Source organism: Ruegeria sp. CDSB114 (genome assembly GCF_059611025.1).
In genome coordinates this window covers 175495-199700 of sequence record NZ_JBXWOT010000004.1, presented here as the reverse complement: position 1 = coordinate 199700, position 24206 = coordinate 175495, and the positions used below count along the sequence as shown (strand labels likewise).

26 protein-coding genes are annotated in these 24206 nt (G+C 56.7%); 12 read left to right on the top strand and 14 right to left on the bottom strand.

From position 1 onward, the window contains the following. Positions 1–6 precede the first annotated feature (6 nt). From AC2FIP_RS12385 to AC2FIP_RS12355, 7 genes are all read left to right on the top strand, one after another. A complete protein-coding gene (locus AC2FIP_RS12385) occupies positions 7–1020 on the top strand; it encodes an Ldh family oxidoreductase (RefSeq protein WP_271949976.1) in 1014 nt (337 codons plus the stop codon). A 227-nt stretch (positions 1021–1247) separates the two neighbouring features. Continuing rightward, positions 1248–2462 (top strand): ROK family transcriptional regulator, encoded by a 1215-nt coding sequence (locus AC2FIP_RS12380; protein WP_496786629.1) that lies wholly within the window; start codon positions 1248–1250, stop codon positions 2460–2462. After that, a complete protein-coding gene (locus AC2FIP_RS12375) occupies positions 2459–3724 on the top strand; it encodes a M20 family metallopeptidase (RefSeq protein ID WP_496786627.1) in 1266 nt (421 codons plus the stop codon). Before AC2FIP_RS12380 ends, AC2FIP_RS12375 begins: the two co-directional genes overlap by 4 nt. A gap of 11 nt (positions 3725–3735) precedes the next feature. After that, positions 3736–4785 (top strand): substrate-binding domain-containing protein, encoded by a 1050-nt coding sequence (locus AC2FIP_RS12370; protein WP_496696703.1) that lies wholly within the window; start codon positions 3736–3738, stop codon positions 4783–4785. A 61-nt stretch (positions 4786–4846) separates the two neighbouring features. Beyond that, positions 4847–5800: an ABC transporter permease gene (locus AC2FIP_RS12365; RefSeq protein WP_282022025.1), complete on the top strand. Its 954-nt coding sequence runs from the start codon at positions 4847–4849 to the stop codon at positions 5798–5800. A 16-nt stretch (positions 5801–5816) separates the two neighbouring features. After that, complete coding sequence (locus tag AC2FIP_RS12360; protein WP_496786625.1) at positions 5817–7028, top strand: alanine racemase; 1212 nt, start codon at positions 5817–5819, stop codon at positions 7026–7028. Then, positions 7025–7759 carry an ATP-binding cassette domain-containing protein gene (locus AC2FIP_RS12355; protein WP_496786623.1) on the top strand — a complete coding sequence of 245 codons (735 nt, stop codon included), beginning with the start codon at positions 7025–7027 and terminating at the stop codon, positions 7757–7759. The genes AC2FIP_RS12360 and AC2FIP_RS12355 overlap by 4 nt, the downstream gene beginning before the upstream one ends. 66 nt (positions 7760–7825) lie before the next feature. Here the strand turns inward: AC2FIP_RS12355 and AC2FIP_RS12350 are convergent, their stop codons facing one another. From AC2FIP_RS12350 to AC2FIP_RS12325, 6 genes are read right to left on the bottom strand one after another with little or no spacing between them, the layout of a single operon-like run. Further along, on the bottom strand, positions 7826–8647 hold the full coding sequence (locus AC2FIP_RS12350) for an energy transducer TonB (protein WP_496786622.1): 822 nt from the start codon (positions 8645–8647) through the stop codon (positions 7826–7828). Further along, entirely contained in the window at positions 8644–9036 is a 393-nt protein-coding gene (locus AC2FIP_RS12345) for an ExbD/TolR family protein (RefSeq protein ID WP_142637739.1), read from the bottom strand. Before AC2FIP_RS12345 ends, AC2FIP_RS12350 begins: the two co-directional genes overlap by 4 nt. Then, entirely contained in the window at positions 9036–9407 is a 372-nt protein-coding gene (locus AC2FIP_RS12340) for a biopolymer transporter ExbD (RefSeq protein ID WP_496701278.1), read from the bottom strand. The genes AC2FIP_RS12345 and AC2FIP_RS12340 overlap by 1 nt, the downstream gene beginning before the upstream one ends. Beyond that, entirely contained in the window at positions 9397–10065 is a 669-nt protein-coding gene (locus tag AC2FIP_RS12335; protein WP_496692969.1) for a MotA/TolQ/ExbB proton channel family protein, read from the bottom strand. Before AC2FIP_RS12335 ends, AC2FIP_RS12340 begins: the two co-directional genes overlap by 11 nt. 4 nt (positions 10066–10069) lie before the next feature. Then, positions 10070–10516 carry a hypothetical protein gene (locus tag AC2FIP_RS12330; protein ID WP_496690031.1) on the bottom strand — a complete coding sequence of 149 codons (447 nt, stop codon included), beginning with the start codon at positions 10514–10516 and terminating at the stop codon, positions 10070–10072. Positions 10517–10536: 20 nt separating this feature from the next. Continuing rightward, entirely contained in the window at positions 10537–12567 is a 2031-nt protein-coding gene (locus AC2FIP_RS12325; protein WP_496786620.1) for a TonB-dependent receptor domain-containing protein, read from the bottom strand. Between the two features lie 238 nt (positions 12568–12805). Here AC2FIP_RS12325 and AC2FIP_RS12320 point away from each other — a divergent pair, with 238 nt between their 5' ends. From AC2FIP_RS12320 to AC2FIP_RS12305, 4 genes are read left to right on the top strand one after another with little or no spacing between them, the layout of a single operon-like run. After that, a complete protein-coding gene (locus AC2FIP_RS12320; RefSeq protein ID WP_496786618.1) occupies positions 12806–13861 on the top strand; it encodes a hemin-degrading factor in 1056 nt (351 codons plus the stop codon). Then, positions 13858–14724 carry a heme/hemin ABC transporter substrate-binding protein gene (locus AC2FIP_RS12315; protein ID WP_496786616.1) on the top strand — a complete coding sequence of 289 codons (867 nt, stop codon included), beginning with the start codon at positions 13858–13860 and terminating at the stop codon, positions 14722–14724. The genes AC2FIP_RS12320 and AC2FIP_RS12315 overlap by 4 nt, the downstream gene beginning before the upstream one ends. Beyond that, positions 14721–15797, top strand: a complete 1077-nt coding sequence (locus tag AC2FIP_RS12310; protein WP_496786614.1) for a FecCD family ABC transporter permease — start codon at positions 14721–14723, stop codon at positions 15795–15797. Before AC2FIP_RS12315 ends, AC2FIP_RS12310 begins: the two co-directional genes overlap by 4 nt. Positions 15798–15800: 3 nt before the next feature. Continuing rightward, positions 15801–16589, top strand: a complete 789-nt coding sequence (locus AC2FIP_RS12305; RefSeq protein ID WP_496786611.1) for a heme ABC transporter ATP-binding protein — start codon at positions 15801–15803, stop codon at positions 16587–16589. Between the two features lie 24 nt (positions 16590–16613). Here the strand turns inward: AC2FIP_RS12305 and AC2FIP_RS12300 are convergent, their stop codons facing one another. Further along, a complete protein-coding gene (locus tag AC2FIP_RS12300) occupies positions 16614–17318 on the bottom strand; it encodes an SDR family oxidoreductase (protein ID WP_142637939.1) in 705 nt (234 codons plus the stop codon). A 98-nt stretch (positions 17319–17416) separates the two neighbouring features. On the opposite strand from AC2FIP_RS12300, the gene AC2FIP_RS12295 reads away from it, so the two are divergent. Further along, positions 17417–18295, top strand: a complete 879-nt coding sequence (locus AC2FIP_RS12295; RefSeq protein WP_496702325.1) for a LysR substrate-binding domain-containing protein — start codon at positions 17417–17419, stop codon at positions 18293–18295. A gap of 228 nt (positions 18296–18523) precedes the next feature. Here the strand turns inward: AC2FIP_RS12295 and AC2FIP_RS12290 are convergent, their stop codons facing one another. From AC2FIP_RS12290 to hisD, 7 genes are read right to left on the bottom strand one after another with little or no spacing between them, the layout of a single operon-like run. Next, positions 18524–19615 carry an alpha-hydroxy acid oxidase gene (locus AC2FIP_RS12290; protein ID WP_496696681.1) on the bottom strand — a complete coding sequence of 364 codons (1092 nt, stop codon included), beginning with the start codon at positions 19613–19615 and terminating at the stop codon, positions 18524–18526. Beyond that, a complete protein-coding gene (comE, locus tag AC2FIP_RS12285; RefSeq protein ID WP_496786608.1) occupies positions 19615–20169 on the bottom strand; it encodes a sulfopyruvate decarboxylase subunit beta in 555 nt (184 codons plus the stop codon). The genes AC2FIP_RS12290 and comE overlap by 1 nt, the downstream gene beginning before the upstream one ends. Next, on the bottom strand, positions 20166–20672 hold the full coding sequence (comD, locus tag AC2FIP_RS12280; protein ID WP_142637714.1) for a sulfopyruvate decarboxylase subunit alpha: 507 nt from the start codon (positions 20670–20672) through the stop codon (positions 20166–20168). Before comD ends, comE begins: the two co-directional genes overlap by 4 nt. 40 nt (positions 20673–20712) lie before the next feature. Continuing rightward, the gene (locus tag AC2FIP_RS12275; protein WP_496692062.1) at positions 20713–21126 is read right to left on the bottom strand and encodes a universal stress protein; all 414 of its coding nucleotides are present in this window, start codon (positions 21124–21126) and stop codon (positions 20713–20715) included. 33 nt (positions 21127–21159) lie between these two features. Next, the gene (locus AC2FIP_RS12270; protein WP_496786607.1) at positions 21160–22140 is read right to left on the bottom strand and encodes an alcohol dehydrogenase catalytic domain-containing protein; all 981 of its coding nucleotides are present in this window, start codon (positions 22138–22140) and stop codon (positions 21160–21162) included. Further along, positions 22137–22898 carry an SDR family NAD(P)-dependent oxidoreductase gene (locus tag AC2FIP_RS12265; protein ID WP_496692060.1) on the bottom strand — a complete coding sequence of 254 codons (762 nt, stop codon included), beginning with the start codon at positions 22896–22898 and terminating at the stop codon, positions 22137–22139. Before AC2FIP_RS12265 ends, AC2FIP_RS12270 begins: the two co-directional genes overlap by 4 nt. Further along, on the bottom strand, positions 22891–24198 hold the full coding sequence (gene hisD, locus AC2FIP_RS12260; protein WP_271949931.1) for a histidinol dehydrogenase: 1308 nt from the start codon (positions 24196–24198) through the stop codon (positions 22891–22893). Before hisD ends, AC2FIP_RS12265 begins: the two co-directional genes overlap by 8 nt. Positions 24199–24206: the final 8 nt, after the last annotated feature.

Sequence of the window (24206 nt, the reverse complement as noted above, 5' to 3'; positions counted from 1 at the left end):
ACTGATTTGACCGAGACCCGGACCCTTACTCTGAACGAAATCGAAGACCTGTCGTTTCGCGCGCTTGTTGCTGCGGGGACTTCACCGGAAAACGCCCGCCCGCTGGCGGTTGCGACCGCGGCAACCGAGGCGGACGGCGTGGCAAGCCATGGGCTGGCCTATATCCCGATCTATTGTGAGCATGTCCAATGTGGCAAGGTCGACGGGCTTGCCAAACCGGTCATGACACGGCCCAAGCCAGGTGTGGTTACCGTAGATGCCGCAACCGGATTTGCCCATTCAGCTATCGATCTCGGGTATGAGACGCTGATCACCGCTGCGCGCGAACAGGGCGTTGCCGTGCTGAGCATCTGCAACAGCTATAACTGCGGCGTGCTGGGCTATCACACCTATCGTCTGGCACAGGCCGGGCTTGTCGGGCTTGGTTTTACCAACGCGCCAGCCTCGATCGCGCCATCGGGTGGCGCAAAGCCGGTTGTAGGGACCAACCCCTTTTCCGTTGCCGTACCCGGTACAGATGGGCAACCCGCCCTGCTGATCGATCAAAGCGCCAGCACAATCGCCAAGAGCGAGGTCATGAAACATGCCAGAGAAGGAAGGCCGATCCCCGTTGGTTGGGCATTGGACGCCGAGGGCAACCCGACCACTGATCCCAATGTGGGCCTCAAGGGCTCCATGGCACCTTCTGGTGGGTACAAGGGCGTCGGTGTGGCCCTTCTGACCGAAGTTATGGCGGCCGCTCTTACAGGGGCCACTCTGGGCATCAACGCCTCGCCCTTTTCCGGAACCGCTGGCGGTCCGCCCAAGACCGGACAGTTTTTCATTGCAATCGACCCTGTGGCGACATCGTCGTCGGGTGGCTTTGCTCAGGGCATCGAGGAACTCGTCGGTGCCATTCGATCGCAAGACGATGCACATTTGCCTGGCGATGGCCGACGCGCAAAACGCGTCGCATCGGCCACACAAGGCGTGGCTGTAAATATTGCGACCCTTGAAAAGATCGAGACCATCTTGGGATAAGCCGGTTTTCTTAGCCCGCAATCAGATTCTTTCTGGTTCGGGCACCCTTACCCAAACCTTCTGACCCAGCACCAATTTTCAGAACGGCTTCCAAGCCTTTAGCCAAAATTTGACCCGGACGCAGCAGGCTCATTTTTCGTATTTCATGCTTTAGCGCAGAAAAACGGGGTTGACTCAAATCGCACTCCATATTTAGTTCGGTAACAGAACGAATAAATGGAATCGACGTGGCAACGCAGACGAAAATCTCTCGACGAATGTCTCAAAGTGCGGTCGTTCAGGCGATTGCGACCTATGGGCCCATTTCGCGCGCCAGCGTGTCGAAGCTGACCGGTCTTTCGAAACAGACAATCTCGGAAATTGTCGGAAACCTAGAAAGCGATGGCTGGGTGCGGACAGTCGGTCAGACCGAGGGGCATGTCGGACGCCGCGCCGTGGTATATGAAATCGCTCCGGATGCGGCAACGGTCGCCAGCGTCGATCTGGGTGGAACAAAGATCAGGGTCGCACTATGCGATCTGACCGGTCGCGTTCTGGCCGAACGCGTAGAGCCGACAGAACAAAGCGGCGGCAGACAAGTAGTCGATCAGGTTGCCCGTATGGTTCGCGCAACCGCAGACGATCCCCAATGCCCGTCAGGCGAATTGAAAATAGCTGTCGTCGGTGTCCCAGGCGTGCCGGACAGCAAGAGCGGCGCGGTCCTGATGGCGCCTAACATAACCGGGCTGGATCAGATTGATCTTGCTGGCACTTTGAACGAACGGCTTGGGATAGAAATCCTTGTCGAAAATGACGTCAACCTTGCCGCTCTGGGTGAGCATTGGATGGATCATCGAAGCGACCAGGATGATCTGGTCTTCGTTTCCGTCGGAACCGGAATTGGTGCCGGAATCGTCGTCGGAGGTGTTTTGCTGCGTGGCGCATCTGGTGCAGCTGGCGAAATTGGTTTTCTTCCCATTGGTGCCGATCCGATTGCAAAGGAAAGCCATACTATAGGCGCACTGGAACGCGTAACCGCCACCGATGCAATCATTGGCGAATACAGGATGCTTACGGGCAAAACTTGCTCAGTTCCTGCGATCTTTGAGGCTGCCAATAACGGCGACAAAGCAGCCGAGCAAACGCTGGACAATGTCGCTTATCAGATCGCGCGGGCTTCGGCGTCGATTGTAGCGGTCCTTGATCCGTCCCTTATCGTGATGGGGGGCTCTATCGGCGCGCGTGACGAGTTGATGCACCGGATCAGACGCTTTGCCGCCCAGTGCTACCCCCGTGAAATAGAGATCCAGCCCTCAAAGCTGGGTCCGCATGCTGCCCTTGCCGGAGGTGTGTCTATTGCCCTGTCGCATTTACATATCTCTCTTTTCGCCGAGGGTCAGAAAGGTGCCGAGATCAACGTACCACCTCCAGCGCTCGATACCTTCAAGGCAAGTATGTCATGACCGCTAAGGCTCTTTCAGAACGCTTGAGTCAAGAACAGGATGTTGATGCAGACCTGACTCTGTTGCGCGATGCCCTGTCCATCGAAAGCGTGACGGGCAATGAAACACGTTTTGCGCGTTTTCTGGACCAGCAACTTATGGCCCTGGGGCTGAATACCGGACGGGGCTGTTTCACGGGTGAACGCGAAAATGTCTGGGGAATTGCTTCTGTGGAGGGACCCAACCTCATGATTTTGGGCCATACGGATACGGTGCATGTCCGGGGCTGGGAGGAATATTGGGAAGACGATGCACGCAAAAATCCATTCGGCGCGGCCCAACAGGACGGGCACATCTGGTCGCGTGGGGCAAGCGACCTCAAGGGTGGGATCTGCGCTGCGATTGCCGGGTATCGCCTGCTGCAAAAACTTGGCGTTATGCCTTCAGCCAGTCTGACCTTTGCCTTCATCGGTGACGAAGAAAGCGGTGAACCTGGCAGCGGCGTCAGCGCCGGGGCGAAAGATCTGGTTGGACGCATCAAGTCCGCCGAAATCCCCCGTCCTGATTTCGCGATCTATGTCGAGCCAACGAGTTTGGACATTTATTCCGCCCAGATCGGGTTCTTTATCGCCGAGATCACGATAACTGGAAAAACAGCGTATTTCGGCCGACCCGAATTGGGGGTCGATGCATTGAAAGCAACGCATACGCTTCTGTCGAAAATCTGGGATCATGAAAAAGAACTGAACGCGGGCCCGCGTCATGACCTTGTCGGTGCCTCTTCTGTTCTGGTGACGCATATCGATGGCGGCGGGTTTATCGCAGTGCCCGGAGAATGCAGGCTCTCGCTGATCCGGAAACTTAGACCTGGCGAAATGCTTGATGTTGCTGTGGCAGCATTGGAATCAGCGCTTGGCCTGGATCACCTACCCACGGGCATAGAGGTGTGCATCGACTACCCAGCCGGTCGTGATCATCCCAAGGGCGGCTCACCAGTTGAAAACGACCCCGATACTGAGGCGGTTCGCCTGTTGCAAAACTGTGTACAGCAAACTCTGTCCCGAAAAGTAGAAATCGGCGGCGCGCCCTACTGGTCTGAGATGCCATTTTTAACAGAACAGATCGGCTGTCCAACCGTTTATTGCGCACCGGGTGATATCGCCGTGGCGCATACTTTTGAAGAACGAATTGAGGTCGAAGAATACCTCGCCGCCGTCCGGGCCTTTGCGCTTTTCATAGCGCAGTTCGGTGCGTCGGACACACTCGCAATGCATCCAACCTGAGGAGGACAAACATGTCACTTGTTAGAAGCACATTTGCCGCAACCGCGATGTTCGCGCTGGCGGGCAGCTTATACGCCGAAACCATCGGTCCAGCGGGGGAAAGTGCCACCCCTTCATCAATGGTTGTTGTCGCTGAAGACGATGTCGAAAAGGTGAAAGAGGCTGGATATTCAGCGGCTTTGTTGTGGCATGACCAATCCGACTTTGTGAATGCGGTAACAGCAGGTGCCAGCGATGAATTTGCACGTCTGGGGATCGAGGTCGTTGCCGTGACAAGCGCAGGATTTGATGCTGCAAAACAACGTAGCGATATCGAGACGGTCATGGCCAAATCGCCCAATATCATTCTGTCGCTTCCTCTGGACCCGGTGACCTCTGCCGCAGCATTTGCAGAGGCAAAAGAGGCCGGAGTTGCCCTAAGTTTCCTCTCGAACCTGCCGGCCGGCTACAAGCACCCGGACGACTATGCGGCAATCGTGACGGATGACCTGTTTCAGATGGGCAAACAAGCGGCGGATGCGCTTGCGGCTGCCATGGGCAATGAAGGAACAGTTGGATGGATTTATCACGACGCAGATTATTATGTGACCAATCAGCGCGACAACGCTTTCAAGACCACGATTGAGAACGACTATCCGAACATCACAATCGTTGCAGAACAAGGCATATCTGATCCTGCGCGCGCCGAAGAGATTGCCAATGCGATGCTGCTAAAAAACCCAGACCTGGGTGGAATCTACGTAACCTGGGCTGGTCCGGCAGAGGGTATTCTTGCAGCGCTGCGGACAAACGGAAACACCTCGACCAAGATCGTGACATTGGATCTGTCAGAGCCGATTGCCCTTGATATGGTTCAGGGTGGTAATGTCGCGGCGATTGTTGCCGATGAAGCCTATGAACTGGGGCGTGCAATGGCCGCCAGTGCCGTGCTCGACCTGCTGGGCGAGGACGTACCATCCTTTGTTGTAGCCCCTGCATTGACTGTGACAGCGGACAACGTTGCCGATGGATGGCAAAACTCGCTGAATATTGATGCTCCAGCCAGTCTGACATCGAAGTAGAGACCTGATGGGCAGGTCGCCTCTGGCGACCTGCCGCAACCGGATATTCCCAGAGGCATCCATGGAACAGGCTTTTCAACGTATGCGCGACTTGGATCTACAGCGCTGCGTCATTTATTTCGGCTTTCTTGCGATCTTTCTGTTTTTTGGGATCACTCTCTACGATGACGGGTTTCTGACCAGTCGGAATCTGACAAATATCGTCCTTCAGACAGCCCCGGCCACGATCATGGCCATCGGATTGGTCTTTGCCCTGTCAGCGGGAGAGATCGACCTGAGTTTTGGCTCTGTCGTTGCAGTTGCAGCCCTCTCGGCAGCTGTTGCGATGCAGAACGGCCCAATGATCCTGGGTGTCGCAGCGGGGCTTGGCGCAGGCATTCTGATCGGCGCGTTCAATGGTGCATTGGTGGCCTATCTGCGGTTGCCATCATTTCTGGTGACCTTGGCCACCATGGGTTTATTTGCCGGAATTGCGCGTTCGATGACCGATCTGCGATCCATTCCTGTCGTTAACGGGACTTTCACCGGGGTCTTCGGCTCGGGCAAGCTGTTTGGTGTACCTTCACTTGTCATCTGGACCGTGATTGCAGTGCTGATTGGCCATGTCATCTACCGACACACACGTTTTGGCGCACACGTTCTGGCCGTTGGAGACAATGCCCGCGCAGCCCAAGTCTCTGGCATCAGGGTTCCCCGTATCCGGCTGATGGTTCTAACCTTGTGCGGTGCAACCGCTGGGCTGGCTGGTTTGCTCTATGCCGGGCGTATTCAAGCCGCCAAATATACAATGGGCGAAAGCGATCTGATGACGGTCATTGCCGCTGTCATCGTAGGTGGCACTGCGCTTAATGGCGGCAAGGGATCCATAATAGGTGCGCTTTTGGGCTCGCTCATGATGGGAATGCTGAATAACGGGCTGATCCTGATGGGGCTTCAGGTCTCGGACCAGATGATCGTACGCGGGCTGATCATACTGATCGCCGTAGCAATTTCACTCCGCGAAATCCGCCGATAGACACCGGAGCAACCCAATGTTTCTTGATCTTCTCATACGCCGCAACCCCAAGTTCATCGAGGCTGCTATGGCCTTGCATCAACAAGGGAAGATCCCCGCAAACGCCTATGTGCTTGACCTGGATGCCGTCGAACGCAACGCGCGCCTTTTCTCTGATGTGGCCCGTGGGCATGGCCTTACAACTTTTGCCATGACCAAACAGGTGGGCCGCCATTCCGGCTTTTGTCAGGCGGTCATGCGCGGTGGCATCAGCCGGTCCGTCGCCGTGGATATGGCCTGTGCCTTGGCATGTGACCGCGCTGGCTTAAGGACAGGTCATTTGGGTCACCTTGTACAGGTGCCCCGCCAAGAAGCTTTCTTCGCCGCGGCCAAACTACGCCCGGACTATTGGACGGTATTCTCGGACAACAAGGCAAAAGAGGCGGCAGACGCCTCTGCTCGGGTCGAGAGAGAACAGGCACTGATGGCGCGCATCCAGACCGAAGGGGATACGTTCTATCGTGGCCACGAGGGGGGATTTGACGCGAATGATATCCTGGCGGTGGCCGACCGTTTGGATGCGCTGCAGGGCGGGCGCTTTGCAGGCATTACGACCTTTCCCGCCCTGCTTTTCGACCAGGATGCCCGCAAGGTTGTGCCGACCCCAAACCTCCACACGCTCAACATGGCTGCAGAAGCACTGGCGCGTGCTGGGCGTACGGAGATCGAAATCAATGCCCCCGGAACGACATCTTCAGCTGTTCTTCCAGCATTAGCCGAAGCCGGGGCCACGCAGGTTGAACCGGGCAATGGCCTACATGGCACGACGCCTCTCCATGCGGTAGAAGACCTTCCTGAGGATCCCGCCGTACTTTACCTTTCCGAGGTCTCGCACCATCATCACGGGAAAGCCTATTGCTTTGGCGGCGGGCTCTATATCGATCCGGTTTCCCCGAAATACCAGGTTCGGGCGCTGGTCAGCAGCAGCCCGACAATCAGCCGGTCAGCCCTGCGAAATGTCGAAATTCCTGATTATTCCGCAATAGATTACTACGCCATGATCGACAGCGACAGTGATCAAAACCCCGCACCAGGCGACACGGTTGTCTTCGGTTTCCGTGGGCAGGCCTTTGTGACCCGCGCTTTGGTTGCCGGGATAAAAGGCGTAGACAGCGGAATGCCAGAGCTTACCACAATCGAAAACGGCTTTGGCGACCACGTCAGCTGGCCGGGAGCATTTGCGCAATGACTCCGGTTCTTTCTCTCAAGCAAATCCACAAATCTTTTGGCGGAGTGGTCGCAATCCAGAATTTTTCACTGGACCTCTACCCCGGTGAAATCGTGGCTCTGGTCGGTGATAATGGCGCGGGTAAATCCACGCTCGTCAAGATCATCTCTGGCGTGCATCGACCAACCAGCGGCGAGATCGAGCTTGACGGCGAAGAAGTCGGTTTTTCGGATGCTAGCGCGGCTCGATCACATGGTATTGAGGTGGTCTATCAGGACCTCGCATTGGCTGACGAACAGCCGGTTTATATGAACATGTTTCTGGGTCGCGAACTGACGCGCAAACCCTTTGGACTGCTGGATAAAGCACGCATGCGTGCCGAAACCCAAAGCCTTGTTGATCAGCTTGACGTGCGCATCCCCTCTGAGCGCGCAGCCATACGTGATTTGAGCGGAGGCCAAAGACAGGGCATTGCTATCGCGCGAGCAACCCATTGGGCCAGCAAATTGATCCTTCTGGATGAACCCACTGCAGCACTTGGCGTTGCAGAGACTGCGAAGGTTGAGGACCTCGTCGCGTCACTTAAGGATCGCAATTTGGCAATCTTGATCATCAGCCATTCCCTGGATCAGGTTTTTCGTCTTGCCGACCGCATCTGCATTTTACGCCGGGGTGAACAGATAGGCGTCAGGACAACTGCCGAGACCGACAAGAACGAAATTGTCGCCATGATCACCGGTGTTCATAGTTGATGGCGCAAAGCGCAGCCGTGTCCCCATCTTTACGAAGGGGCCCTTTGGCTCGATGGGATATGACACCTATCGCTGCCCGATGATTTCGAAAGTATAATCTCGTCTCACCCCTGCCGGAGGTGGCGGGAAGGGTGCAGCCGCTTTCACCTGGGCAAGGGCGATCTGATCCAACCGCTTTGATCCCGAACTGCGTACTATTCCAACCGTCTGCAATGTCCCGTTCTCAGCTATTCGAAAGGCCACCAACGCGGCACCTCGAATATTGGCGCTCTTTCTCCGGGCGCGGATAATCTTGCGTTTAATCTGTCCGGCATAGTTGCTGGCGTCAGCATTGCCGGATGCGGTCAGCGCTGACTTGGATGTAGCAACATTTGCCGCGCCTTTCGTGGTTTTCCCGGTGGCGTCGCCTTTTTTCCCCGATTGTTTCGCGTTGCCATGCGCGGTGGCAGTTTGATTGCTTGCCTGTTTCTTCGGTTCTGGCGGCTTGGCATCCTCGGTCCGCGACACCGAAGCAGCATCACCCTGTCTATTCGGTGTTTCAGCGTCCTGAGGCCTGAGAGGGCTTGGCGCAACAGCGGTGGCGGCCGTAGCGCTGCTCACAACCGGGCTGAGAGTTTGCGGCGACGTTGTGCGCTGCTGCTTGACAGGGCGGGCCTTGGGTTGCAACCGATGAGGTGCTGCCGGTTTCTTGCGCGTGCTGGCCGGTGCTGGTGCATTTGTTCCGGCGACGAAGTCCTTGAATACAGATCCCAGCGCGGCGGCCCTCTCCTCTCCGCCACCTTCGACCTGCACCTGTTCGGCGGTCGAATAATCCAAAAGCGCAAGGCCATGTGTCGCTACGGCCAATGCGACAGAAATCACAACTACCACGCGGGATTTGGTTATCACCGTAATCCCCTTTCGGTCACGACATAAACCTGACTTGCACCCAACCCGCGCAAGTCATCGCTGATCTGTTTGAGCGCAACCGCAGGCAAGGATCGATCCGGCACGATCCGAACCGCATCAAGGGGCAGATCAACAGCCGCCCGCTCTACATAGGCCGCAGCATTGGTCAGCTCTGCCCCGCGATATTCAAGTGTGCCATCCGCACGGATAACCAATGCATCAGGCGGCTCGCGTCCCTCCAGATCCATCGTTTCGACAAGCTGAACCGATCCGTTGAGCGGCGGCGTAAGGGTGCCTGCGATCATGAAGAATATAAGCATCAGGAACACGACATTGATCAGCGCGATGGTTGGCTCTCGGCTTTGTCTGGGCTTCGATTTCAACTGCATCAGCCCAAAACCTGAGTGCGCAAGTTTTCGACAGGTGCCAGCACGATGAGCAGATCAATCAGCTGCTGAGAGGTTGCTTTTGGTCCGAGGCTGATGAGCGCGATTTGGGAATTGGCGTCGAGCAGCATTGGGGCGACCTGCGCCAATGGTACAGGCGCACCATCGACCAGAATTCGGTCTGCATCCAGTTTAATAAACCGGATGGCTTGTTCTGGCTCCGCGCCGCCGACGGAGGCCGTCGAAAACTGAATCTCGGAAAATTTTGAGAATGTGGATGTCAGCATGAAAAACAACAGCAGCAAAAAGATGACATCTATAAGCGACGTCATTGACAGGCGTTTGCGCCGCTTTCTTTGCACATTAAGCGCCATGTACCAGCGCCGTAATTGACGCCCCTGCCGTTTGCTCGGTCTCCTCGGCATGGCCGGGGGCAAATATTGTTCTGAGCGCACGGTTGGCAAAGACGCGTTCCCGGTTCACGCGGGCCTCAAACCAGGTCAGGATCAGTGACGTCGGCATGGCTACAGCCAGCCCCGCTGCTGTTGTCATCAGCGCCACCCAGATGCCCCCAGCCAGCAACGATGGGTCAACAGCGTTGCCTGCCCCCTGCAGGGTCTGGAAGGCTTCGATCATGCCCAGCACTGTGCCGAACAATCCAAGCAGGGGCGCAAGTTGCGAGACGATGTCCAGCACGTTGAGACCCTGTTCCAGTTTTGCAAATCGCGTCTCAGCCTCGGCATCGACCCGTTCGGACAAGGTGCGATCATTCCCGGACAATGCCATTGCGATCACCGGCGCCAGGTAACTACGGCTTTTGTTCAGGTATATTCTGGCGGCCGTGGGGTCTTCTCGGTCCCATGCGTCGATCGCCCTTGACAATTCGACGTGTCGGCCGACTCCCGCCGCTTTGTATTGCCAGATTTTGTAAAAGACCAAGGCGAGGGTCGCGATTGAGGCTGCAATCAGGATCGCCACCACCGGGCCCCCTAATTGCAGGATTTCCATCAGTTTTTGCAGCATTTCGGACATAGCTTTATCCAATCATCTCAGTTTCAAGGCGGCTTTTTAGACTGAGGCCATTCATGCAGGCATCTTTGTTACCGCTCTGGGTCATGCATTCCTGCACGCCGTTGAACAGAATCCGGCTGATCTGGTCACAGGCCATGTCGGTGAATTGAAACTGCCTGACCCGTGGGCGGCCTGCGGGCAGTTCTTCGAAATCCAGCAGGGTAATTAACGCGACCGCACCGTTTTTGCCAAACAGGACGGTTTCATAGACCGCACCGTTGATGTCGACCTCATGCATATTTTCGGCGACAAAGCTGAGCAGACAGTTTTGCCCCCTTGCTTCGGCAGAGCTGAGTTCGATTGATACGCCGCCAGTCTTGGGCACGTCTTCTGCGCTGGCGATCCCTGCCCCCAAGACTGAGAGCAGGGTCGACAGGACAGCGCTGGCTTTGTTTGCTGCCGCACTTCGCATAACGGGTCCTTTCCTTGGGATCAGAAGGTTTTGGCCAGGCCGAGCTTGAAGGTCCGGCCCGTCGAATTGCGGGTCGACAGGTTCGGGCGGTAGTCCTTATCAAGGATGTTCTCGATACCGGCGCGCAGCTCAAAGCCTTCAAACATACCCTCTTGCGGCATGTAGGTCGCACGCAGAGAGTTTACTCCGTATCCCGCGGTCGCGTCCCCGCTCGAGTCCGTTCCGGCCCGGGCACCGAAGATTTCCCAGCTGACGTCCAACGTCTGACCGAACCGCTTGCCCAATGTCAGGCGCGCGGAATCCGACGGCTCATTCCGCCAACGCGAGTCATCGCCGGTGGCGCTGGTTTCCGTACCCGTCACGATGTTCGAGTTGAAATCGACGTAGAACCCACCCGCATTGGCATAAGAGGCTTCGATCTCGGCGCCTTTTGTTTCCACTTCGGACAGGGGTTGAGACGGGGTGCCAGAGACGTAGGAGGTGATATCCCACAGGGTCGTTTGATAGAAATTGACCTTGGCGCGGATCACGTCGCCCTCGGCAAACACGTCACCGCGATCATAGGAAAAACCAGCTTCCCACGTGCGGGATCTCTCGGGTTGCGTCATGTAAAGCGGCGTGCCCAGATCATCGATGATCGGCAGGCTTTCCGTGTAGGCCGCACCACCAAAGATCGCGAAACCGCTGTTGAACGCGTACCGCGCCGACAACCCGCCCATAAGCGCGTTGTTGTCATAGCTTTCGTTGAACGGGGCCGCGGCGTCATCATCACCGTCGATGTCCTGCGTCTCATATCGCACCGCGGGGGTAATCGTCAGATTGTCACCGATCTGCACATCGTCCACAGCAAACAGGGCAAATCGACGGTCGGTTCCACCCGGCGCCGATGCCGCGTCCAACCGTTCGCGGTTGATGAATTCAATCCCTGCCCGCAGATCATGCGAGGCGATGCCGGTCTGGAAATACGACGTGTTCTTGATCGTCAGCTTTGTCGTTTCATAGTTATGCGTGGCATCAGCCAGAGCCTGAATTCCAGGGAAGAATGGCGTGCCCTCAAGGCTGGAAGACCCGGAAACATAGCTGCTTTCGATCGCCTGCTCAGAATAGCTGAGGTTCACATCCAGATCGACCAGATCATTTCCAACGGGTTGATATTGATACCGCAGGATACCGATCTTTGTTTCGATATCACGGTCTACATTACCAAAGGCATCCGACGTGGTGCCAAACGAGTCATAAGGGACGTCGCGCTCTTCAGATGTGGACTGGTTGTAGGATGCGGTGAACGAATGTTCGAGATCGTTGCCGAAGCTGTATTTGCCCTTAGCCAGAAGCGACGGCAGCGTGAACGCGCTGTTGCCGATCGTATTGCCGTTTCCATCCTCCTGATCGTCCTGATCCCGATAGGCGTAGTTGAACAGAAATTCCGTTTGGGTATTCGGCTGCCAAGCCAGGATAGAGGACGAGGCAAATCCGTTACCGTTGGAATACCCTTCAAAGGTTTGACGGAAACGGAAACCCGGCTCTCCACCGGTGAAATCTGACGCGCCCTTGGTTTCCAGCTGAACGACACCACCAACAACCCCGGACCCATATTCGAATGAACCGACAGTGCCCCGAATGACCGAGACGCTTTTGTAAAGCTGGGGGTCAGTAAAAAGCTGGTTGCCGATCCGATACAGCTCTTCCGCGCCCGTTGTGGCACCATCGACCAGGATCAGTACCTTCTGGTCGGTTCCGAACGTGCCGTTTGCACCATAGCCGCGAATATTGATGCCCGATCCCTGAGGGGTCGAGCCGTTCACCAAACTTACTCCCGGAACCGAGTCGATCAGCTCTGCAACCGTATTGGCCTGCCGGTCGTTGATCTCTTCCTGATCAATATTTGTGACCGGCACGGCAGTGTTTGTCTGAATCTCTCGTTTGCTTTCCCCAAGTATCAGGGTGCCCAGGAAACCGTCATTCTGTTCTTGCGCCCTAGCGCCAGCCGCAATCATGCTGAGGCACGAAGCCGTTCCCAGCAAAGCTATCTTCCGTATTTGCACACGCATCTCTGTCCCTTCGAAACAGCAGGAGGACCTGAAATGCTTGCGCCATGCTGGCTTTGGTCAATCTGTTTTATTGTTTTTTGGAGCCGCCTTTTTTTGGCGACTTGTGCTCGTTAATAAAGGTTACTAAAACAGTCAACAATAAATCGTCGTCGCATCGCCGACTCTCGCCAGCGGGCACCCGAACAATTCGGCTGCCGGGCCAGCACCTCTGAAAATCAACTCGAAGATGGGAAAACCCATGACGGAACAGGTGCCTAACACCCCGGCTCAAATTCGTGCAGCCTATGCGCAAAACAGCGGCAAACGTGACCGCGATCTGGCAGAATCGATTGGACTTACCGAAGGCCAGTTGGTCGCTGCCTTCGCCGGGAACGACGTTACACGGCTGACAGCAAAACTTGATGACCTTTTTCCAAGGCTTAACGGTCTGGGAGAGGTTATGGCTTTGACGCGCAATACCTCATGCGTGATCGAAAAGGTCGGACAATACGACAATTACCATTCGGGCGCGCATGCCTCGATGGTTCTAACGGATGAGATTGATTTGCGCATGTTTCCCAGCCATTGGGTCCATGCCTTTGCGATCGAACGCAAAACCGACAGCGGCGTGAAAAGGTCCCTGCAGATTTTTGATGCCGCAGGCGACGCAGTGCATAAGATTTTCCTGCGCAAGGGTTCGGACCTGGATCATTGGAACCAGCTTGTCAGTACCCTGGCGTCTGAAGACCAATCGCAAACTCTTGATCTAGAACCGCGCCGACCGACCGAAGCGCCCAAAGCCAACCCCGAAAAGACGGAAATCCTACGTGCGGAATGGGCCAAGATGACGGACACCCACCAGTTCATGCGCTTGACCTCAAAGCTCAAGATGAACCGCTTGGGGGCCTATCGCATCGCCGGCCAACCGCTCGTCAGGGAACTGACGCCGTCGGTAATATCACCAATGTTCGAACAAGTGTGCGACAATGAAATTGAGGTGATGATCTTTGTTGGCAATCGTGGATGTATCGAAATTCACGGTGGCCGTATCGGAACGATCAAGCAGATGGGACCCTGGTTCAATGTGCTTGACCCGCGTTTCAATTTGCATCTGAGGACGGACCATATTGCAGAGGTTTGGGCTGTCACCAAACCGACTCAGCGCGGCCCTGCCGTCTCGGTTGAGGCCTTCGATGCCGAAGGTGGGCTGATCTTCCAGATTTTTGGCCGCCGCGCCGGCGAATCCGACCATCGCCCAATCTGGAATGAGTTAGTTGCCGCACTTGAACCCCAACCCGAGGCCGCGCTGACATGAACAGGATGCGAGTGATCTGGCCTGCCTTGGCTATGCTGCTAAGTACACAGGTCGCGCAGGCTGCGGACGACGAACCAAAGCGGATCATCGCGATCGGCAGTTCCATCACTGAAATCGTCTACGCTCTGGGTCAGCAAGACAGGCTTGTTGGTCGCGACCGAACATCAACCTACCCGACAGAAGCGATGAACCTGCCCGATATCGGATACCGACGCGCGCTGTCGCCCGAAGGCGTTTTGTCGGTAGAACCAGACTTGGTCCTGGCGCTTGAAGGTTCAGGACCACCAGAGGCGATTGCGGTTCTGCAGGAAGCGGGCGTGCAATACGTCACGATCAAGGATGAGTTCTCTCTGGAAGGCGTGGTCGAAAAAATCCAAACCGTTGGGGCCGTGCTGGGAGCTGACGTTGCTGCCGAGGGATTGGCAGCGCAAACCATACGCCAGATCAATCAGGCGGAATTGGCGGCTAGTAGTGCCGCAGGATCCAACCCGAAACGGGTTCTGTTTGTTCTGTCGGTGCAGGATAACCGGATCACAGTGGGAGGTGTGGATACCCAAGCAGACAGCATCATTCGATTGGCTGGCGGTGTAAATGCCGCCGCCAAAGTGTCAGGTTACAAGCCAATGACGCCCGAAGCGCTGGTGTCGGCTGCGCCTGATGTCATCCTTATGATGGATCGGCGGGGTGATCATAATACCGAGGATGCCGCGCTCTTTTCACTGCCCGCAGTCAAGCTGACCCCGGCGGGCCAGAACAAGATGCTGATCCGCATGCAGGGTGCATATCTGCTTGGGTTTGGCCCTCGAACCGCCAGTGCCATTTCTGATCTGTCAGCAGCCCTGCAGGATGAAGGTGGCTCATGACGCTGGCGTTGGATCATATGAGCGCCGAGGCACCTGGGTACAATCGGCGAGCAACCGTACGGCGGGTTACTTTGGCCTTACTGGTATTGCTTGGCCTGACCAGCGCCGCAAGCATTTCAGTCGGTGCTTCGGATGCGTCGTTAAACATGGCGGTGATCGACCTAATCAATGGGCGGTCCCTGACTGACCTGAATCGGATTGTCCTTTGGGACATACGGTTGCCCCGGCTTGCAATGGGGATACTGGTCGGTGCCGCACTGGCTGTTTCAGGGGTGGTCATGCAAGGGCTTTTCCGAAATCCGTTGGCGGACCCCGGAATTGTCGGCGTCAGCGCGGGCGCAGGTCTGGGCGCAATTTCAGCCATCATCCTTGGCAGCCACTTGCCAGTGTCGATTTTGGTCTGGACCGGAAACGGGTTAGTGGCCATTGCTGCTTTTCTTGGTGGCTGGGTGTCTGTTCTGATCCTATACCGTGTCTCGACCAGCGGAGGGCAGACATCGGTCGCAACCATGCTACTGGCCGGCATTGCATTGGGTGCCTTATCCGGCGCCGCATCGGGTGTTCTGGTCTACATGGCCGATGATCAGCAATTACGCGACCTGACGTTCTGGGGAATGGGATCGTTAGCAGGGGCAACCTGGACCAAAATCGCCTCGGCTGCGCCAATCATTTTGGTTGCCCTTGCAAGCACACAATTTCTGGCTCGCGCACTTAACGGTCTGGCGATGGGAGAGGCGGTGGCCCATCACATGGGCCTCCCGGTTCAGCGCAGCAAGAACATCGCCATTCTTGCAGTTTCCGGTGCAACAGGGGCCGCTGTTGCCGTGTCCGGCGGCATCGGATTCATCGGAATTGTGGTCCCCCATTTGCTACGTCTGGCAACGGGGCCGGACCACCACAGGCTTTTGATGAATTCCGCCCTGCTGGGTGCCAGTCTGCTGCTATGCGCCGACATGATCAGCCGGGTCGTGGTGGCCCCGGCGGAACTGCCAATCGGGATCGTCACGGCAATTCTCGGCGCACCGGTCTTTCTTTGGATCCTCCTGCGCCGCCACGGCATTATGGGAATGTAAATCATGCAAGGTAAGAATATCTGCGTCAGTCTGGGCCGAAAGAACATCCTGCACGACGTGAATTTCAAGGCCGATCCCGGTCAGGTCACCGCAATCATCGGGCCCAACGGATCGGGCAAGTCGACCTTACTAAAGGCATTGGCCGGAGAGATTGCCTCGACCGGAACCGTCACCCTGAACGGCCACGACATCTCAGAGTTAAAGCCCTGGCAACTGGCCGCGAAACGGGGCGTGCTGCCACAATCGACCAGCGTGGCCTTTCCTTTCAAAGTGCACGAGATTGTCAGACTGGGGCTGGCAAACGGGTTGGCCGCACAAGATGACAGTTCGGTCACTACCGCCCTGGCACATGTCGACTTAGCCGGGTTCGAGCAGAGGTCTTACCAGACCCTGTCCGGGGGTGAGCAGCAGCGCGTACAGTTAGCCCGTGTTTTGACGCAGGTCTGGCAGGCACAACGGGCCGATCATCCCAGTTGGCTTTTACTGGACGAACCGGTTGCCAGCCTGGATATCGCGCATCAATTTACGGTCCTTGGTATCGCAAGCGATTTTGCCGCCCAAGGTGGAGGTGTGGTGGTGGTGATGCACGATCTGAACCTCACCGCGCTATTTGCAGACTGTGTTTACGTGATGTCACAGGGCACTGTCTGGGGCTCTGGCACACCTTCAAATATCCTCACCGACGACCTGATGCAGCAAGTTTACGGCATCAACCTACCGATCGGCATTGTGCCGACCGGCCCGCTTCCTTTTGTACTGCCTCAGGCAATGCACAAATGCATTGAGGCTTGATGTTGTGCAAACAGATACGTTGCCTCAGACAGCGCGGGTCAATCCTCCGTCAACGCGCAAGTTTTGACCCGTCATATAGCCACCGCCTTCAGACGCCAGCCATGAGACAAGCGAAGAGACCTCCGCAGCATGACCGTAACGTCCCATCGGAATCCGGGCTTTGCGGTCTTCTGTTTCGGGCAAGCTGTCGATGAAACCCGGCAGGATGTTATTCATGCGAATATTCTCTGCGGCATATTTATCGGAATAGAGTTTGGCAAAGGCGGCCAATCCTGCCCGGAAGACGCCTGATGTTGGAAACAGCGGATCGGGCTCGAACGCCGCGAAAGTAGAGATGTTGATAATCACCCCCCTGCCCTGTTGCTGCATCAAGGGTGTCACCAGCCGTGTTGGGCGGATCACATTCATCAGATAGACCTCCATCCCTTGATGCCAGTCATCGTCACCGATCTCTAATACGGGCCCTTTCGGGCCATGACCGGCGGAATTGACCAAGACATCGACGCGGCCCCAACGCTCCGTCGCGCCCGTGACCAAAGCAGTCAGATCGTCACCACTGAGGTTAGAACCAGTGACGCCAAAACCACCCAGCTCGGCGCCGAGTGCTTCGCCTTTACCCGAAGAAGAGAGGATGCCGACTTTGAAGCCATCTTTGGCAAGCCGGCGCGCCGCGTCAGCCCCCATGCCACTCCCGCCCGCGGTAATCAAAGCTACTTTTTCTACTGCCATCTGACGATTCCCCTTATGTATTCTGCGAAAATATCCTGTTTCAATGGGTCGTTCGATTGAGATTTGATGTTTCATTACAGTAGAAATACTATTGTCTCATGGCTGATCTTCCTCCCCTCAACGGTTTACGGGCTTTCGAAGTCGCTGGGCGCCGCCTCAGTTTCCGCGCCGCTGCCGATGAGTTGGGCGTAACACAAGGGGCGGTGGCGCAGCAGGTGCGACTACTGGAAGCTCACCTAGAAGTCACATTGTTCGAAAGGGTGCCCAAAGGATTGGAGTTCACCTCGGTTGGCCGTAGCTATCACGCACGTATATCGGTTGCCTTTGCGAGCCTTAGATCTGCAACCGCCGAGCTAAAGCCGGAACCGGACAAGGTTATAATAAGCGTCACCCCGACTTTTGCTGCCAGATGGTTGATCCCGAATCTGCCGGACTTTGCAGAGAGCCATCCGGAAATCGACTTGCGGATCATGGCCACTGAAAAAGTTTCCAGCTTTCACAGCGACGGGATCGACCTTGCCGTCCGGCAGGGATCGCCGCCGTTTGGGGCCGCGCTTCGGGCGGCGCTTATTTTCAGGCAAGAGGTGATTGCCGTCGCCGCACCCGAGTTTATCAGCGACGGATTCAATCCGTTAACACCAGATGACCTTGCACGCCTGCCCAAAATTCATGACACGCATGACCTTTGGCCGCGATACCTTGCAGACCTAGGAGTTCGTGACAAATCGCAACGCGGCCTTCGATTAAGCCAGACAGCGCTTGCGGTTGACGCTGCCATCGCGCGGCAGGGTGTGGCCCTTGTCAGCCGTTTCATGGTTTCCCGAGATCTTGAGGCAGGACGCCTGGTAGAGGTTGGTGCGGCAAGAGACATCGGTGGTAGCGATTTTTACCTCCTCATAGAGCGTTCGGCCGCAAACCAACACGCGGTGATGCAAGTCGTAAACTGGCTAAAATCGCGGTCGGCGAAAGAAACGTGATCGGCTTTCGATTCCTGCAAAGCGCACGCATGCGCGTCTGAAATGAAGGATTGCTTAGGTTTCCCAACGCTTCCCAATTCAGGGTCTTAGTGCTCTCGAACCGGCGGGCAAACACCTCGGGCCGCTGGCGTAGTCGAACACAGCGTCCGGGGCAAAATAATTCGTAGCGGCATCCGGATCGTGTGCGTTAGAGGCGTTACCGACGGCATTCACATTTGTTCAGTTGCTTCAGGTCAGTTTCGTCCGACCAACCTGAGCAAGTGCACTGGACAACTCTTCGCTGAGGATATTCCACAGTCTATGCAAACCTTCTTCGCCGGCCGCGGCGATGGCAAATTGCAATACGCGGCCAAAGAACACGTAATTTGCACTCTGATCGAGGGCTTTCAGAACGTCTTCGCCAGATCGTAAGCCACTGTCGTAAAATAGCGGAAAATCCGCACCAACGCTGTCTCGTATCCGGCCCAGCGCGTGAACGGCAGCGGGTGCGCTTTCAAGTTGCCGCGCGCCATGATTTGATACTTGAATGGCGTCAACGCCTTCGGATTTCAGCTGCAGCGCATCCTCGGCGTTGGTCACGCCTTTTACTACCAGGTTGCCTTGCCACAAATCGCGCAGAGCCTTCAATGTTGTCCAAGTCGCCCTCGCGCGGCTTTCGGTGCGGTCGAACTCAAAGCCCGGCATCTCGAAATTTGCCATCTGCGGACGACCTGCGGCAAGTGACATAAGCGACCATTGCGGGTGCAGGGCAAAGTCCAGAAATTGGCGGGGTCCGATACGGAATGGCATGGTAAAACCATGGCGCAACTCACGCGGTCGGCGACCAACCTCGGGCACGTCAACCGTGACGATCAGGGTGTCGTAACCGGCATCTTGCGCACGCTTTGCCAGTTTGAACGACCCCGTCCCGTCTCCGCTGAAATAAAGCTGGAACCACGCGTGCCCTTCGGCAACCTCGATCATTTTTTCCAGCGGGGTTGAGGCCACGGTCGAGACCCCCAAAGGCACGGATTCGCGTGCGGCCAACCGCGCTAGCATCAGATCGGCACCAGGTCTGGACAGGTTGCACATCCCCATCGGCGCAATGCCAAAGGGCCGCTTGGCAATCTTGCCAAACAGCGGCATGTCCAAAGACCGATTGCTGACGTCTTTCAATATCCGGGGTTCAAGGCAAATGTCATCCAGAGCAGCGCGGTTACGCGCAGCCCCCGTTTCTGACCCTGCGGCCCCATCGATATAGTCAAACACCATCCAAGGCAGACGTGCCTTGGCCAAACGCCGCGCATCCTCACTGGAATGAATTCGCGCGGCGCGGTTCATCAACCAGCCACCGCTTTCATAAAGCGATCCTTGATGATCACCGGGTCCATCGTGATGACCGGCATCTTGGCATTTCCACTGTCGCACTTCACGATCATGACCGTGCCGGCCTGCGCGTCCATCGCCTCTTGCAATGCTTTCCCGGTATCAACATCCTGCACTTCAACGACATTGTCACATCCGGCCGCGCGCGCCATGCCTGCCAGATCGGTCTTGCGCCCGGTATAAGTCGGCTGATCACCGGTTGATCCATATGATCCGTTGTCGATGACCATCAGGATGAAATTCGGGGGCATGTTGTTCCCAATGGTTGGCAAGGTGCCCAGATTGGTCAACACCGACCCGTCCCCATCGATAGAGATCACGGTTTTTGGCTGCGCCAGCGCCAGACCCAAGCCGATGGACGAGGCAAGGCCCATTGTGCCGAGCATGTAGAAATTCGTTGGTTGATCGTCGATGGCATGCAGTTCTTGGCTGGGGATGCCAATGTTGCAGACCACTAGTTGATCACGGAGTTGAGGTGCAATTTCCTTGAGGATTTCAGAACGGATCATTGGTCGCCGTAGCCTCCCCAGAAATTGGCATCGGTCAGGATTGCCACCGGTTTGTTGCACATAAAGGTATACTTCAGGATCATATCCAGCTCTTCCACATCCTTCTGGTGATGGAAGTGGTAGGTGGGGATATTCATCTGTGCCAACAGCGCCTTGGTATGCACAGCCATTTCCACCTGGCACGCCACGGGCTCGCGCAGCTCTCCGCGGTAGCTGATCAACATCGGCAGCGGCATCCGGTAATACTGGATCAACGTCGCAAGAGTGTTGATCGTCACCCCAATGGCTGTGTTCTGCATGATGATCGCAGGGCGTTTTCCACCCATCCACGCACCGGCACACAGGCCCATGCCCTCGTCTTCCTTGTTCGACGGAATATGGAAGATATCGGGGTGTTGATCAATTTCCTCGATAACGCCCGCAAGCTGTTTGCAGGGCACCGTCGTCACGAATGAGATGTCATTCGCGACAAGATCATCGGTGATCTTCTTGTCTATGTTCATGTTGCAGAAGGGCCTTTCTTGAAAGGAGAGGAGAGCGTCATCAAGAGGACGCGCGATGCACATGGACGGCACAGCCTGCGTGCCGCACGACGCGGGCAGCTGTAGAGCCCAGGAAATAATCTCTCAGACCAGGTTTGTGGGATCCAAGCACGATGCAGTCGATGCCATGAGCCTCGGAATAGTCGATGATAGTGCGGGCCGAATGCCCTTTTACAATCACAGGCGTGACACCGGGATGTCCAGACAACTTGCCCTCAAGATCAGCACGCGCTTTTTCAAACCCGGCGGCAACCATTTCTTCGTCCAGATACGCACTGACAGAGCCTTGGGGCGCCTCATGAACGTGAAGGGCGAAGATCTGGGCATCTTTTGCACGCAGCGCGTTGGCTATCTTAAGTGTATGAGTCGACACGCCATGGTCCAGCGCCATGGGGACGAGGATTTTATGGTACATGAAGTGTCTCCATTTGGTTGGTGATCATAAGTGTCAGGCCCACGGGTCGAGGATGATCTTGGGGGCTGCAACCACTCCCGATCGTAGATCGGCAAATGCCTGCGGTCCATCATTCAGGCTGCGATGTTCTGCCCAGTCTAGCGGGCCAAGCGCACCATCGAAAAGCGCGGTGCAGGTATCCCGGAAGTCCTCCGGTGTGTAGGTATAGGTTCCGATGAACGTCACCTCTTGCAAAGTCATCCGCCGGATATCGAGGCCACCCGTGTCTTCGCCCAGGCCGATGTGGACAATGACACCCCCCGGTTCAGCCATGGCAGAAGCTGCCGCGCGTGTTGCCGCGTATCCGACGGCGTCGACCACGATGCCGTACTGCCCTGCCCCTGCGGGTACAGATTTCACTAGGCATTGATCTTCCAGGAATGTGCGTCGCTTGTCGCTTGGTTCAGCAACGGTTACGTCATCGACTCCTTGTGCCTTGAGGGCAAGGGCCGCAGCAAGGCCAATGGCCCCGCCACCCAGCACAAGCGCCGTGCGGCTGGCACCCGGATCAAGCGCCATCAGCCCCAACCGTATGGAATGCCAACTGACGGCCAGAGGTTCGGCCAGTGCAGCCTTTTGCAACGAAACATGACCCGGCACCGCGATAAGATTGCTGCCTTGCATTGCCACATATTGGGCAAAAGCCCCTTCGCGCGGCGGCATGGAAATGATCATACGGTCCGGGCACAGATTATCGCGGCCCGTCTGACACCCGGGACAGGTGCCACAACTGACCAGCGGGTTGATCGTGACCCGTTCGCCGTCACGGGCGCCGCCTTCAATCACACCTGCGGCCTCATGGCCAAGGATCAGGGGCGCAGGGCGCCTGTCGTCATGCCCGAGATACGCGTGCATGTCCGACCCGCAGATGCCCGAGGCTTCGATACGAACCAGCGACTGGCCCTGACCGACTGTCGGGTTGGGTACTTCGCGCACACCAAGCGTTTCGACGCCTTCATAGACCAACGCTTTCATTTTGCTGTGAACCCTCCGTCGACCATCAAGGTTTGTCCGGTCACGTAACCTGACGCGTCCGAGCAGAGAAACAGCATGGGGCCGTCCATGTCATCCAAACGGCCATTGCGTCCGATGCAGGTCTGGGCGGCATTGCGCGTGGCTCGGTTCGGATCGGCAAAGACGGCCTCGGTCAGCTCTGTCGGAAAAAACCCAGGCCCAATCGCATTGGCTGTGATGCCATAGGTCGACCAGGCCTCGGCCATAGCGCGGGTCAGTTGGGCAATGCCCGCCTTGGTCGTCCCATAGGCGATGCCACCGGGAAAAGCGCGCGTGGTTTGGAGCGATGCAAAATTTACGATCCGCCCCCACCCCTTGGCCTTCATCGCGGGCACCAACGCCTGGCTCAGGAAAAACGGAGCCGAGATGTTTAGTGCCACGGTCTGATCCCAACCTTCTGGTGTCACGTCATCCGCCGTCTGACGGATGTTGATGCCAGCGGCGTGCACAATGATGTCTGGCGCTCCGAACGGTGCGCTGACCGCTTCTACCAAGTGTGAGAGTGCATCACGGTCGGCGACATCCGCTGCAACGTAGTCCACATCTTTGCCGACCTCGTTTTGCAAGCGCTGCAGAGCGTCTTCGCGACGGGCTACGCCCACCACGCGGGCCCCGGCGCTTGCCAGTGCGATGACCGCACGCCGCCCGAGGCCGGAGCTGGCGCCGGTTACACAGGCCACACGGCCAGTCAGGTCAAACAGAGATCGTGGATCAGCCATTTGCAGTCAGGTCGAACGCTTCATCCGGGAAATACTTGGCCAGACGAACATCCGCAGCACGGGCGTGCCCTTCCATCCCCTCAAGGCGGGAAATGCGCGCTGTGGCTTCGGCCACCTGCTTGGCACCTTCGCGTGTGGCGCGCTGCCAAGTGACGATCTTCATGTATTTATGGACCGACAAACCGCCGGTATAATTCGCGGCCCCTGACGTTGGCAGCACATGGTTGGTGCCCGTTGCCTTGTCGCCATAGGAAACGGTTGTCTCTTCCCCAAGGAACAGCGAGCCGTAACAGGTGAGCCGATCAAGCCACCAATCCAGATCTTCGGCCTGTACCGTCAGATGTTCGGGCGCGTAATCATCGGAGCACGCGGCCATTTCCTCGCGGTCTGGACATACGATCACTTCGGCATAGTCGCGCCAGGCGGCAAAGGCGTTGTCGCGGTTCACTTCGGGCAGATCATCGATCAGGGCAGGCACAAGCTCCATCACCTTTTCGGCCAACACCCGGTCATCTGTGACCAGCCAAACAGGTGAGTTATAGCCATGCTCGGCCTGGCTGACCAAATCCGTTGCCACGATATGTGGATCAGCGGTCGCATCTGCCAGGATCAAACTGTCCGTTGGGCCCGCGATCATGTCGATCCCTACGCGGCCAAAGAGAATACGCTTGGCTTCTGCGACAAACTGATTGCCCGGCCCCACAAGGATGTTGGCCTTGGGCAGGCCAAACAGTCCGAACGTCATTGCGGCCACGCCCTGAACGCCACCCAGCGCCATGATCTTGTCCGCACCACACAGGTGCGCCGCATAGATGATGGCCGGGGCAACACCCACACCCGGACGGGGGGGCGAGCAAGCGGTGATGTGACCACAGCCTGCAACTTTGGCCGTTGTCACCGTCATGATGGCTGACGCAATGTGGCTATAGCGACCACCGGGCACATAACAGCCCGCCGCATCAACCGGGATCGCCTTTTGCCCCGCAACCATGCCCGGTACGATCTCAACCTCGACATCGGATACCGTGGCCTTTTGCGCCTCGGCAAACCGTTTGACGTTGTCATGTGCAAACCGGATGTCCGCTTTCAGCTTTTCCGGCACGAGCGCGGCTGCAGCCTCGATTTCCTCGGCGGTCAATAGGACATTGCCATCGTAACGGTCGAACTTGGCTGCGTATTCCAGAGCCTTTGCATCTCCGCCCGTTTCGATATCGGCCAGAATTGTCCTGACCGTCTCGTGGACTTCGGAAGCATCCGATTTAGCGGTTAGGGTCGCTTTTTTCAGGTATTCACGTTTCATCTTAGCGA